Annotated in this window: 9 protein-coding genes, 1 rRNA gene and 1 pseudogene; 8 read left to right on the forward strand and 3 right to left on the reverse strand. The window is 60.8% G+C overall.

The window, feature by feature from the left end; translation table 11 throughout:
* Positions 1–42 precede the first annotated feature (42 nt).
* From rrf to CAY35_RS09185, 7 genes and pseudogenes are all read left to right on the forward strand, one after another.
* Positions 43–159 (forward strand): 5S ribosomal RNA (gene rrf, locus CAY35_RS09155).
* 217 nt (positions 160–376) lie between these two features.
* On the forward strand, positions 377–2,371 hold the full coding sequence (locus tag CAY35_RS09160; protein ID WP_109304306.1) for a M13 family metallopeptidase: 1,995 nt from the start codon (positions 377–379) through the stop codon (positions 2,369–2,371).
* A 109-nt stretch (positions 2,372–2,480) separates the two neighbouring features.
* Positions 2,481–4,007 carry a lysine--tRNA ligase gene (lysS, locus tag CAY35_RS09165; RefSeq protein WP_101629716.1) on the forward strand — a complete coding sequence of 509 codons (1,527 nt, stop codon included), beginning with the start codon at positions 2,481–2,483 and terminating at the stop codon, positions 4,005–4,007.
* A gap of 2 nt (positions 4,008–4,009) precedes the next feature.
* On the forward strand, positions 4,010–4,237 hold the full coding sequence (locus CAY35_RS09170; RefSeq protein WP_109304308.1) for a hypothetical protein: 228 nt from the start codon (positions 4,010–4,012) through the stop codon (positions 4,235–4,237).
* 119 nt (positions 4,238–4,356) lie between these two features.
* Positions 4,357–4,656, forward strand: a complete 300-nt coding sequence (locus CAY35_RS09175) for a histone-like nucleoid-structuring protein Lsr2 (RefSeq protein WP_109304309.1) — start codon at positions 4,357–4,359, stop codon at positions 4,654–4,656.
* A 187-nt stretch (positions 4,657–4,843) separates the two neighbouring features.
* Positions 4,844–7,449 (forward strand): annotated as a pseudogene (locus tag CAY35_RS09180) (ATP-dependent Clp protease ATP-binding subunit).
* A 114-nt stretch (positions 7,450–7,563) separates the two neighbouring features.
* Positions 7,564–8,145 carry an amino-acid N-acetyltransferase gene (locus tag CAY35_RS09185; protein ID WP_375231769.1) on the forward strand — a complete coding sequence of 194 codons (582 nt, stop codon included), beginning with the start codon at positions 7,564–7,566 and terminating at the stop codon, positions 8,143–8,145.
* A 52-nt stretch (positions 8,146–8,197) separates the two neighbouring features.
* On the opposite strand, the gene CAY35_RS09190 is transcribed toward CAY35_RS09185, so the two are convergent.
* Positions 8,198–9,262 carry an A/G-specific adenine glycosylase gene (locus tag CAY35_RS09190; protein WP_109304326.1) on the reverse strand — a complete coding sequence of 355 codons (1,065 nt, stop codon included), beginning with the start codon at positions 9,260–9,262 and terminating at the stop codon, positions 8,198–8,200.
* Positions 9,263–9,311: 49 nt separating this feature from the next.
* Here CAY35_RS09190 and CAY35_RS09195 point away from each other — a divergent pair, with 49 nt between their 5' ends.
* Entirely contained in the window at positions 9,312–10,016 is a 705-nt protein-coding gene (locus CAY35_RS09195; protein ID WP_146191960.1) for a hypothetical protein, read from the forward strand.
* Positions 10,017–10,063: 47 nt separating this feature from the next.
* Here CAY35_RS09195 and disA read toward each other — a convergent pair whose 3' ends face one another.
* Both disA and radA read right to left on the reverse strand, forming a co-directional pair.
* Positions 10,064–11,158 (reverse strand): DNA integrity scanning diadenylate cyclase DisA, encoded by a 1,095-nt coding sequence (gene disA, locus CAY35_RS09200; protein ID WP_258265738.1) that lies wholly within the window; start codon positions 11,156–11,158, stop codon positions 10,064–10,066.
* A 120-nt stretch (positions 11,159–11,278) separates the two neighbouring features.
* Positions 11,279–12,676, reverse strand: a complete 1,398-nt coding sequence (gene radA, locus CAY35_RS09205) for a DNA repair protein RadA (RefSeq protein ID WP_109304311.1) — start codon at positions 12,674–12,676, stop codon at positions 11,279–11,281.
* Positions 12,677–12,783 lie beyond the last annotated feature (107 nt).

The raw sequence follows: 12,783 nt of genomic DNA on the forward strand, positions 1-12,783 counted from the left end.
GATTTCCCCACCCAGTAGCCACTGGGTCAGGGGTGAGAGAGTTACGGCGGCTATAGCGTGGGGGAAACGCCCGGTCCCATCCCGAACCCGGAAGCTAAGCCCCACAGCGCCGATGGTACTGCAACCGGGAGGTTGTGGGAGAGTAGGACACCGCCGAACATACCTTCAAATCGTGACAGGAGAAGACCGATTATCGGTTCCGCTTGAGCCACCCCACCACCACCGGCTCGCGACCGATAGCCCCTTTCGGTTCTTCTCCTGTCACTTTTCTTTTAAGCTCAACCGCGTATACACAAACACATAAACGCCACGCTGCGATCCACAGAGCACCACAAACTTTTGAAGCCCACACGAGGCGCCGGGTAGCGTTAGACGCATGACTTCTACAGCTAACGCCGAAAACCAAACTAGCGACGTACCTCGTCCGCAAGACGACCTCTACCGCTGGGTGAACCACGAATGGCTCTCCACCTCTGAGATCCCATCCGACCGAGGCGCATACGGTGTCTTCCACGAACTACGCGACCGCGCAGAAGCCGACGTTCGCGACATCATCGAGAAAGCTGTAGAACGCCACCGCAAGCGTGCATCCTCCGGCGAAGACGCCAACGATGAGGATGCAGCGCGCGACGCACGCATCGCAAGCCTCTGGGAGTCCTTCATGGATGAAGAGGGTATCGAAGCCCTCGGAATCAGCCCCGTCGATGACCTGCTGAAGAAGATCGACAACGTCCACGACGTCGAAAGCCTCATGAAGCTCAGCGGAGAGCTCTCAACCGTCGGCATCGACGGATTCTTCGACATCGGGGTGTCCAATGACGCGAAAAACCCGGACGTCAACCTGTTCACCATCATCCAAGGTGGCATCGGTCTGCCGGATGAGGCGTACTACCGCGAGGACGCCTACCAGGAAATCCGCGAAGCGTACCGCGCACACATCGAGCGGATGCTGACCCTGTTCGCCTACCCTGACCCGGCCGGCACCGCACTACGGATCTTCGAACTCGAAACTGCCATTGCGGCACACCACTGGGACATCGTGAAAACACGCGACGCCCAGGCACGCTATAACAAGATGAACAGCGACGAGCTACTTGAACTCGCCCCGTTGCTACGGCACTGGTTCGATGGCTCGCGGATCTCCGAGAAGTACTGGTCCGTCGTAGACGTGTGGCAGCCGAGCTTCCTCGAAGGACTCGACAAGGAGCTCACCGAACAGCCACTCGAGGCATGGAAAGAGCTCCTCGCGTTCAATGTCATGCGATCTCGCGCGCCGTATCTTAACAAGGACGTCGTGACCGAGAACTGGTCCTTCTACTCCCATACCCTTGGCGGTGCAACAGAGCAGCGCGAACGCTGGAAGCGCGGAGTTGCCTTCGTCGAATCCGGTGTGGGTGAAGACATCGGCCAGATCTTTGTTGCAGAGCACTTCCCGCCGGAAGCTAAAGACCGCATGGACCACCTCGTCGACCGCCTGATTGAGGCGTACCGGAACTCGATCAACGGCCTCGACTGGATGGGAGAGGGCACCCAGAAGCGTGCGCTCGTGAAGCTCGAGAAGTTCCGCACCAAGATCGGCTACCCGAGCGAATGGATCGACTACAGCTCCCTCGAGGTAGCGGCCGATAACCTCGTCGGTAACGTCGCTGCGATCGCGCAGTTCACGCTCAAGCGCGAACTGCAGAAGATCGAGGACGGCGTCAACCGCGAACTGTGGTTCATGTACCCACAGACGGTCAACGCGTACTACCACCCGTTGCTCAACGAAATCGCGTTCCCAGCAGCCATCCTCCGCCCACCGTTCTTCGACCTCCACGGCGACGACGCGACCAACTTCGGTGCGATCGGCGCGGTGATCGGCCACGAAATCGGGCACGGCTTTGACGACCAAGGCTCCCGTTTCGACGGCGATGGAACGCTCACCGACTGGTGGACCGAAGACGACCGTGCAGCGTTTGAAGCGCGCACCAAGAACCTCGTTGAACAGTACGGCAAACTCGTTCCACCGGAAGCGCCAGAGCACACCGTCAACGGCGAACTGACCCTCGGTGAGAACATCGGCGACCTCGGAGGCCTCGGCATCGCCCACAAGGCCTACCTCGCCGAGATGAAAGCGACCTGCCGCGATCCTGAAGAAGAGACCGACGGGCTGACCGGCAACCAGCGCTTCTTCACATCGTGGGCGCGGGTCTGGGCGAGCCTCTCGCGACCAGAAGCGATGGTAACCATGGTCTCAACCGACCCGCACTCGCCAACCGAATTCCGCGCCAATCAGACCGCACGCAACGTCGACGCCTTCCACGAAGCCTTCGGCACCCAGGAAGGCGACGGCATGTGGCTCGCACCTGAGGAACGCGTCAGCATCTGGTAGCCAACAGGCACCGCCCGTGGCCGGATCACATAGGCCCCGGGATATGTGTCCACTGACGTGTGTCCACTGGTTTCTACGGAAGCCAGCGGTGCCAGCTAGAATAGGGGGCGTGACTGCCAACGCTAATTCTTCTGAGACGACATCGACCGTTGACAACCGCGACCAGCGCGCCGTGCGTCTGGCCAAGCGTCAAGAAATCCTTGACTCCGGCAAGGAAGCCTACCCAGTAGGGGTACGCCGCACGCACTCGCTCGCGACCGTACGCGAGTACTGGGCGCACCTTGCAAGCGGTGAAGAAACCGACGACGTCGTGGGTGTCGTTGGCCGCGTTGTGTACCAGCGCAACACCGGCAAGCTGTGCTTCGCAACCCTCCAGGAGGGCGGCGAGGACGGCTCGACCGTGCAGCTGCAGGTCATGATCTCGCTCGCGGAAGTCGGCGAAGAAGCGCTTGAGGACTTCAAGCACCTCGTCGACCTCGGTGACCACGTGTTCTTTGAAGGACGTGTGATCTCCTCCCGCCGCGGCGAACTCTCGATCATGGCTCAGCGCTGGGAGATGGCCTCCAAGGCGTTGCGTCCGCTACCTGTACTGCACGCCGACCTCAACGAAGAGACCCGCGTTCGCCAGCGCTACGCAGACCTCATCGTGCGTGAAGAAGCACGCCAGATGATCTACAAGCGCGCAGCAATCACTCGTGCGATCCGTCGCGTGCTCGAGTCTCACGGCTACGTCGAAGTCGAGACCCCGATGCTGCAACTCATTCACGGTGGTGCCGCGGCACGTCCATTCGAGACGCACCTCAACGCGTTCGACCAGGACATGACTCTGCGCATCGCGACCGAGCTGTTCCTCAAGCGCACCGTCGTCGGTGGCGTGAACCGCGTCTACGAAATGGGCCGCATCTTCCGCAATGAAGGTGTCGACTCGACGCACTCGCCAGAGTTCACGACGCTCGAGTTCTACGAAGCGTACGCAGACCAGTTCGTCATGGCTGCACGCCTCAAAGAGATCATCCTTGCCGCCGCCGAAGAAATCGGTTGCGGCCTGCAGATCCCAGGTCCAAACGGAACCACCATCGACCTTTCTGGGGACTGGGCATGGGTCAGCGTCTACCCGGCACTTTCGGAAGCCGTGGGCCGCGAAATCACCCCAGAGACCGGCATCGACGTCCTCAAGGAAGTTGCCGCCGAAAAGAACGTTGCCTGGGACGAAAACTGGGACGAACAAAACGCAGTCATCGAGCTGTTCGGTGAGATCGTCGAGCCGACGCTCATCAACCCGACGTTCGTCTACGACTACCCGCCAGCGGCCCAGCCGCTCGCCCGCCCGCACCGTTCCAAGGACGGCGTGATCGAGGCGTGGGACCTCATCATCGGCGGCATGGAACGCGGCACCGCGTTCTCCGAGCTGATCGACCCAGTGATCCAGCGCGACCGTTTGACCCACCAGTCCGAACTCGCGGCAGGCGGCGACCCTGAAGCGATGCAGCTCGACGAAGACTTCCTGCGCGCACTCGAATACGGAGCCCCACCAATGGGCGGCACCGGCCTCGGCGTCGACCGCCTCGTCATGCTGTTCACCAACGTGGGCATCCGTGAAACTATCCTCTACCCGCTCTTGAAGCCGGAGGCATAACGATGGCCGCAATCTGGGAAGCTATCTACCCATACGTTTCGGTCTTGCTGCCGACCATCACGCTGATCCTCATTTTCTGGTGGGTTATGCGGTCGATCGTCAATGCTGACCGCCGTGAACGTGAAGCCGCAGCTGAAGGTAAAAAGTTGACCGAAGCTCAATTCGAAGATGCCGTTGAGCAACGGATGAAAGAAATCGAATCTGAAATGGCTGGGAAAAACAAAAACTAGAGGGAATTACTCACATTCCCTCTGACATATTGCTTGAACTGCCGTAGTATTTTTACACAAAGCTCATTGCTTTGTGAGCTTTCCGATCAACCACACTCACATGTGAGCGGAGAAACACTATGGCACGTCAAGTTCAAGTCACCCTAATTGACGATATCGACGGCACGCCAGCGGACTCCACCGTCTACTTCGGTTTCGAAGGATTGCACTACGAGATCGATCTTTCGCAAGCCAATCTCAACGAGCTACGCGAATTCCTGCGCCCCTACATCAAAGCAGGACGCCGGTCAGCGCCGCGCTCGTCCGATGAAGCTGCACGCATCCGCGCATGGGCAAAAGACAAGGGCTATGAAGTCTCCAACCGCGGCCGCCTGCACCACGACATCATCGCGAAATACCGCGAAGCGCACCGCGCATAAAACCTGAATAGGCTCGCAGTGAGACGGGCGCGCCCCTTGTGCAGGCGCGTCCAGACGTCTGTGCTCGCGCCATCCACTTCCGCTATCTGCGTACACGGCCCCAAACCGTTCACCTGATGGTGAACACGGGCCAAACGACCGTTTTCGATGCGTAGCATCGGAGGCAAGTCATTAAAGGAGTGTGCGCATGTTCGAACGTTTTACCGACCGTGCCCGTCGTGTTGTGGTGCTCGCCCAAGAAGAGGCGCGCATGCTCAACCACACCTACATCGGCACCGAACATATCCTGCTCGGCCTCATCCACGAAGGTGAAGGCGTAGCAGCTAAGTCCCTAGAATCCCTCAACGTAACGCTCGGAGCAGTACGCGAACAGGTTCAGGAAATCATTGGCCAGGGCTCCCAGGCCCCAACGGGCCATATCCCTTTCACCCCACGCGCCAAGAAAGTCCTCGAACTTTCCCTGCGTGAAGCTCTCCAGCTGGGCCACAACTACATTGGCACCGAGCACATCCTGCTCGGCCTGATCCGCGAAGGCGAAGGTACCGCAGCCAGGTTCTCAACAGCCTCGGCGCAGACCCACAGGCTGTCCGTCAGGAAGTCATCCAGCTCATCTCAGGCTACCACTCCTCCAAGGAACCAGCCGGAGCAGGCGGCGGCTCCCGCGACCAGAAGGAAGGAACCCCATCCGGTTCCGCAGTCCTCGACCAGTTCGGCCGCAACCTGACCGCCGCAGCACGCGAGAACAAACTCGACCCCGTCATCGGGCGCGAACACGAGATGGAACGCGTCATGCAGGTCCTGTCTCGCCGCACCAAGAACAACCCTGTTCTCATCGGTGAGCCAGGTGTTGGTAAGACCGCCGTCGTTGAAGGGCTCGCGCAAGCGATCGTGCGCGGCGACGTGCCGGAGACCCTCAAGGACAAGCACCTCTACACGCTTGACCTGGGCTCCCTCGTGGCTGGCTCCCGCTACCGCGGTGACTTCGAAGAACGCCTCAAGAAGGTCCTGAAAGAAATCCGCACCCGCGGCGACATCATCCTGTTCATCGACGAAATCCACACCCTCGTCGGTGCAGGTGCCGCCGAAGGTGCGATCGACGCCGCAAGCATCCTCAAGCCGATGCTCGCCCGCGGTGAACTGCAGACGATCGGCGCAACCACGCTCGACGAGTACCGCAAACACATCGAAAAGGATGCGGCACTCGAGCGCCGCTTCCAGCCGATCCAGGTTCCGGAACCATCCGTCGAGCTCACCGTCGAGATCCTGCGCGGCCTACGCGACAAGTACGAGGCGCACCACCGCGTCTCCATCACCGACGAAGCGTTGCAGTCCGCCGCCCAGCTCGCGCACCGCTACATCTCCGACCGCTTCCTGCCAGACAAGGCCGTCGACCTCATCGACGAAGCCGGCGCACGCCTGCGCATCCAGCGCATGACCGCGCCACCAGAGCTCAAGGAAATGGACCAGAAGATCGCGGACATCCGCCGCGAAAAGGAATCCGCGATCGACGCGCAAGACTTCGAAGGCGCAGCCAAGCTCCGCGACGAAGAACAGCGCCTCATCACCGAGCGTCAGGAGAAGGAAGCCGCGTGGAAGAACGGCGACCTCGACGAAATCTCTGAGGTCACCCCAGAGGTCATCGCCGAAGTCCTCGCGTCCTCGACCGGCATTCCGGTTGTGCAGCTCACCGAAGAAGAGTCCACGCGACTGCTCAACATGGAAGACGAACTGCACAAGCGCATCATCGGCCAGGACGAAGCGATCAAATCGATCGCGCGTTCGATCCGCCGCACCCGCGCAGGCCTCAAAGACCCGAACCGCCCAGGCGGCTCGTTCATCTTCGCGGGCCCAACCGGTGTGGGTAAGACCGAGCTCGCAAAGGCGCTCGCCGAATTCATGTTCGGTGACGAAGACGCCCTCATCACCCTCGACATGTCCGAATACGCCGAGAAACACACCGTTTCCCGCCTGTTTGGTGCCCCTCCGGGCTACGTCGGCTACGAAGAAGGCGGTCAGCTGACCGAAAAGGTACGCCGCCGTCCGTTCTCGATCGTGCTGTTCGACGAGGTTGAGAAGGCTCACGCTGATCTGTTCAACTCGCTGCTACAGATCCTCGAAGACGGTCGCCTGACCGACTCGCAGGGCCGCGTGGTCGACTTCAAGAACACGATCATCATCATGACCACCAACCTCGGTACCCGCGACATCTCCAAGGGCGTCATGACCGGCTTCCAGTCCACCACCGACGTCCAGACGGGATACGAGCGCATGCAGGCCAAGGTCCAGGAAGAACTGCGCCAGCACTTCCGGCCAGAGTTCCTGAACCGCGTCGACGACATCGTGGTGTTCCCGCAGCTGCAGCACAGCGAGATCGTCCAGATCGTTGACCTGTTCACCGACCGGCTCTCCGAGCGCCTCGGCGAACGCTCAATTTCGCTCAAGGTCACGCAGCCGGCCCGCGACCTGCTCGCAGACCGTGGCTTCGACCCGGCGATGGGCGCCCGCCCACTGCGCCGCACCATCCAGCGCGACGTCGAAGACCCATTGTCCGAGAAGATCCTCTTCGGCGAACTGTTGCCAGGCCAGACCGTTGTGGTTGATGTCGAAGGCGAAGAAGGCTCGCGCAAGCTGACCTTCACCGCTGTTGACGGGCCAGATCAGCTCGAAGGTAAGGCGACCCCGGCCGCAATCCTGGCGGGATCGACCGAACCAACCGGCACGAGCGAGTCTGAAACTGACTCCAGCTCGGATGAGGCAGGCTCGGGCGAGGCTAGCGCCGACGACCGTGCCTAACAGATAAGGCCCACCGCGCATCGTGCGTATCAATGAGCTGCGTCTCGCTCCCACACGGAACGGGACGCAGCTCACTTCTTAACAGACCCCATATATCGAGGTCACCGAACTACGATGGACAGCATGGCAACCCCCACCGCAAGCAAACCCAGCACGATCACCGTCCGGCCAGCCAGGTCCCAGGACGTCACCTTCATCCGCGAACTCGTGCGCCCATACGCCGAGCAACGCATCTTGCTCGAAAAAGAAGCCGTAGCGTACTACGAAGCGCTCCAGGAGTTCCGGGTTGCCGAAGACGCCGACGGCCGCATCATCGGCTGCGGCGCCTTCCACGTCATGTGGGAAGACATCGGCGAAATCCGAACCCTCGCCGTCCACCCGGACGCGGCCGGACAAGGATGCGGCGGCCTGCTACTTGAACACCTGCTCCAGGACGCCCGTGAACTCGGCATCCATCGCGTCTTCTGTCTCACGTTTGAAGTCGATTTCTTCAAGAAACACGGCTTCGAAGTCATGGACCAACAAGACGCCGTGGCGCCCGAAGTGTTCCAAGAACTCCTACGCTCCCACGACGACGGTGTCGCAGAATTCCTCGACCTCGCGCGCGTCAAACAAAACACCCTCGGCAACACCCGCATGATCACCACGCTTAGTGATGTCGAAGAGCGAATCACGCCACTCGTGAGCCAAGAGTAAGCTGCGGGCGACAGACGCGGAGGTTGCGGCTGTGGGAGCGGAAGGCGGGCATTTACCCCGGGAGTGAAACCTCGCCACCCGAGGTCAGTACCGCGAGCCCATCCTCAACAAGTCCACGTACACACGAAGCCCGCTGCGCATCGTCGGCTGTAAGCAAAGCCAACTCAGCCAAAGCGGAACGCAACCGCGACTCCGTGGCGGCTGACGCGGCACGCTCGGCGCCGTCGCGCGTCGCCATCACCTCGTGCGGGACGGGGCCATCGGACTCACGCAAAACCGCCATCACCCGGCCACGCACCTGCCGATCCGTCCCATGCCAAGCCTGACCACGCGGAACATAATCCGCGGCAGGCTTCCCCGCCGCAACCCACGCACACACCGACTCCACGGGGCACTCGCCGCAACGCGCATCCCGCGCCGTGCACACCAACGCACCTAGCTCCATTGACGCGGCGTTCCACGTGTTCGCCTCCGCGACCTCAGCAGGCGAATAGTGAGCATCCGCGGCTTCGCCGGCTTCGTTCGGGTGCGCCGGCATCAACGCTTGGGCCGCGCGGTACTGAGCACGCGTCATCGTTGGCCCGGGGAGCGCTTTCGCATGAAAAATGCGGCCGATAACTCTGCGGATATTCGTGTCCACGACGGTTGCCGGGATGCGGTAGGCGAAACATGCGACCGCGGCGGCCGTGTATTCGCCGACGCCCGGCAGGGATAAAAGTGTGGGGAGGTCGTTGGGAACTACGCCGTCGTGTTCTGTGGCGATCGCGTGCGCGCACGCGTGCAGGCGTAGCGCTCGGCGCGGATAGCCTAAACGGCCCCAGGCACGTAGAACTTCGCCGGCGGGTTCCGCTGCGAGGTCGTGCGGAGTTGGCCAGCGTTCCATCCACTCTTCCCACACAGGTTGGACCCGCACGACCGGGGTTTGTTGCAACATGATCTCCGAAACGAGGACGCCCCACGCGGTGGCTTCGGGGCGGCGCCAGGGGAGGTCGCGGCCGTTGGAGAGGAACCATTCGTTGACGCGCGCCCGAACGGTAGAGGCGGGGGCGGCGTCAGGGTTTGAGAGGCCGGTGGCGTGTGTTGCGGGTTTGTTGTTTGGGGTGGACACGTCTGTCATCATACGGCGGCTAGCTGGTTACGGATGTTTCGCGGCTTATCCTGGTGACATGGCCACCGAGAACCAGAAACCGTCAGCAGCTACGTACCGTCGACGCCGCATAGTGGCGTTGATTGTCCTGCTCCTCCTCCTGACTTTAATAACCTTGGGCATCGTGAGTGTCGTTAAATGGGTCTCGGGGGTCTTCGGTGGAAACAAGGCTGATGAGAAGCAGACGACGCAAACGTCGACGCAGCCTGGTGGGGAAAATAGCAGCACTAGTGATGCTAAAGATAAGAACACTGGTGATGCCGAAGGTAATAAGAGCACTGGTGATGCCGAAGGTGAGAAAGAGGGGGAGCGGCCTAGCCCTAAGCCCGACGGCAGCCAAGACTGCGTGGCCAGCGACATAACGGTGAGCGCCGCAACCGACAAACAGTCCTACGGCGCCGGGGAAGATCCAGTGCTGATCCTCAAACTGAAAAACACGGGTGACGTACCGTGCACCATGAACGTCGGCACAACCCAACAAGAGTTTGTCGTGACTTCTGGCAACGACCGGATCTTCTCGACCCGCGACTGCCAACAAGACCCAGAAGACGTCAAAATCAAACTCGAAAAAGGTCAGGAAGAAAACGCGCGCTTCACCTGGAATCGAGTACGCTCCCTACCGGAATGCCAGGCGATCTCTTCGAAGCCGCTACCCGGAACATACAAGCTCAAAGTGAGCCTGGGCGACAACGAATCTAAACCGGCGACGTTCGTACTCCAGTAGACACACGTTGTTCGCGCGGAAGCTCGCCCGTCAACGCCTCCAAGCGATTAGCGGTATCGCTCCAGCAGGCTATCTTCAGCGAAACGGCTGAGCCCCTCACGTACGCTGCGGGCCCGGCCCTCACCGATGCCTTCGATCTGCTGTAGCTCATCCACGTTCGCGGCCATCAGTTCCTGCAAGCCGTCGAAACGCTGAACTACTCGCTCCACGAGATGCTGAGGCAGCGACGTGATGCCAGAAAGCAACCGGAATCCGCGCGGTTCAACGTGATGATCCAGGTCGGACGCGCCGCCAGGGAAACCCAGCAGTATCGCGATTTGCCCAAGGTCAACCAGGTGCGGAGAGTCCAGGGCGGCAAGCTGCTGCTCAATCTGGTTGATGTCGACGATCGTGTCACCCATCCCTGCACGTCGCGCCGCGTTCGCATAGTCACGTAAAACAACCGATAGGGACGGTCCGGCTCCTGTGCTGAGTTCCTCGAGGTGTAGGCCGACGAGCCGCCCGTTCACGCCGAGTTCGAGGATGTCGCGGCGGATCTCCTCGGAAATGCGGCGCACCATCTCGAGCCGCTGGATCACCGTAGCGACGTCACGCACGGTGACAACGTTTTCAATCTCTTGATTCGACAAAGCGTTGGTGACCTCAACCAAGCGGGTCTTGTACCGTTCGAGCGTTGATAGCGCCTGGGTTGCTCGTGCAAGGATCGTTTCTGAACCTTCGAGCTGATGCCTTTGCCCGTCAACGTAGATCGTGATGGTGTTCATCGACTGGGACACCGCGATCACGGGGTAACCGGTTTGGATTGAGGTTTGTTCCGCGGTGCGATGACGGGTGCCGGTCTCGGTAGCGGGGATGGTCGGGTCAGGAACCAGGTGAATGCCGGCGTGAAGGATGCGGGTCAGATCTTTGGAGAGGATGATCGCGCCGTCCATTTTCGCGAGTTCACGTAGCCGGGTTGGCGAGAACTCGATATCGATAGGGAACCCGCCAGTGGTTAGCTGTTCGATGCCTCGGTCGAAACCCAGCACGATGAGCGCCCCGGTGCGGCCACGGAGGATCCGTTCAAGACCGTCACGCAGCTCAGTACCTGGCGCGATTTTGACCATCACTTGCCGCAGCGTCTCAGCCTGTTCGGGCTGCAGCTCGTCGGAGCGATGGTGGTCTGCCCGTACGTATTCTGGATAACGAGGCGTCACGAGAGTTGATACCTTTCACATCGCACTGCGCGGCGAGGCGCCAACGCACGTCAAGACCTATCTATTTTAGGAGCGCTCACCCGCAGGGACGAAGCCCGCCAAGTGGAGGGCTTCCGCGAGGCTTGTCACGGTTCGGACGTCCATGCCTTCCGGGATCTTCCCCGGCCCGTTTGGGGAGGCCGGGACGATGGCCCGCTGATACCCCAGGCGATGCGCTTCGGCTATACGCCGGTTAACATCCTGCACAGCACGCACTTCGCCAGCAAGGCCGACTTCACCGAAGACAATCATGCGTTGATCCAAAGGATGCTCAGCCACGGCAGAAGCGACAGCCAGGCATGCCGCAAGGTCGATAGCGGGTTCGGTGAGCCGGACACCGCCCACGGTCGCTACAAAGCAATCCGTTTGCCCCAGAGCGAGCCCTGCACGCGATTCCAGAATGGCCAACAGCATCGAAACCCGCGAAGAATCCAGGCCGGTTGTACTACGACGCGGCGACGGCGTGGTCGCGGACGTCACCAACGCCTGTACTTCAGCGATGAGCGGCCGGCGCCCCTCAACGGTTACGGTGAGGCACGTCCCTGGGACGGGTTGGATGGTTCGCGTGCGGAACAGGCCAGAAGGGTCAGCTAGGCCTTCGATACCTGAATCTGTCAGGTCAAAGCATCCGACTTCATCGGTGGGGCCATACCGGTTTTTGACGGCCCGCAAGAGCCGCAAGCGTGAGTGTTTCTCGCCCTCAAACTGGCACACGACATCCACGAGGTGTTCAAGGAGTCGTGGCCCCGCGATGGTGCCTTCCTTGGTCACGTGCCCCACCACAATCGTGGTGATGCCTTTGGTTTTCGCGGTACCGATCAATGCGGAGGCCACTTCACGAACCTGCGAAACCCCTCCCGCGGACCCTGAAACCTCGGCTGACGCCAACGTCTGCACCGAATCCACGATCAACAAGTCAGGGTCGATCTGTTCAACCTGACCCAGCGCCGTCCCCAGGTCAGTTTCCGACGTCAAATACAGTTCGTCAGAGATCGCGCCGATGCGCTCGGCCCTCAACTTGACCTGCGCGGCAGATTCCTCACCCGAGATATACAGAACCTTCAAACCTGACCGTGCCGACCGTGCCGCCGCATCGATCAGCAGCGTCGACTTACCTACACCAGGTTCACCAGCCAACAAGATGACGGCCCCCGGAACCAGGCCGCCACCCAAAACACGGTCGAACTCGCCCACCCCCGTCGGCCGGTGCACCGCCGGTTGTGAGTCGATGTCAGCGATTTTCTGTGCAGGCTTACTCACCGAGCGCACTTGAGTCAGCTGACCCAGCTCAGGGCCAACCTCCTCAACAGAACCCCACGTCCCGCACTCAGGGCAACGACCAACCCACTTAACGGTCGCCCAACCGCACTCGTTGCACCTAAACTCGCTCGACTTTCGGGACATCTTTTTCCCAGTAGAACTCATGCTTTTACCCTACGCAGATACCCTGACAGATTGCTCTCGTTGCCCGCCGCCACAGCCGATGCCACCTGCCCGCCACCGGCACGCCACAGCAACCCGCCAAGGTAGCG

This window comes from Pseudoglutamicibacter cumminsii, from assembly GCF_003143995.1.
Classification (GTDB): Bacteria; Actinomycetota; Actinomycetes; order Actinomycetales; family Micrococcaceae; genus Pseudoglutamicibacter; species Pseudoglutamicibacter cumminsii_B.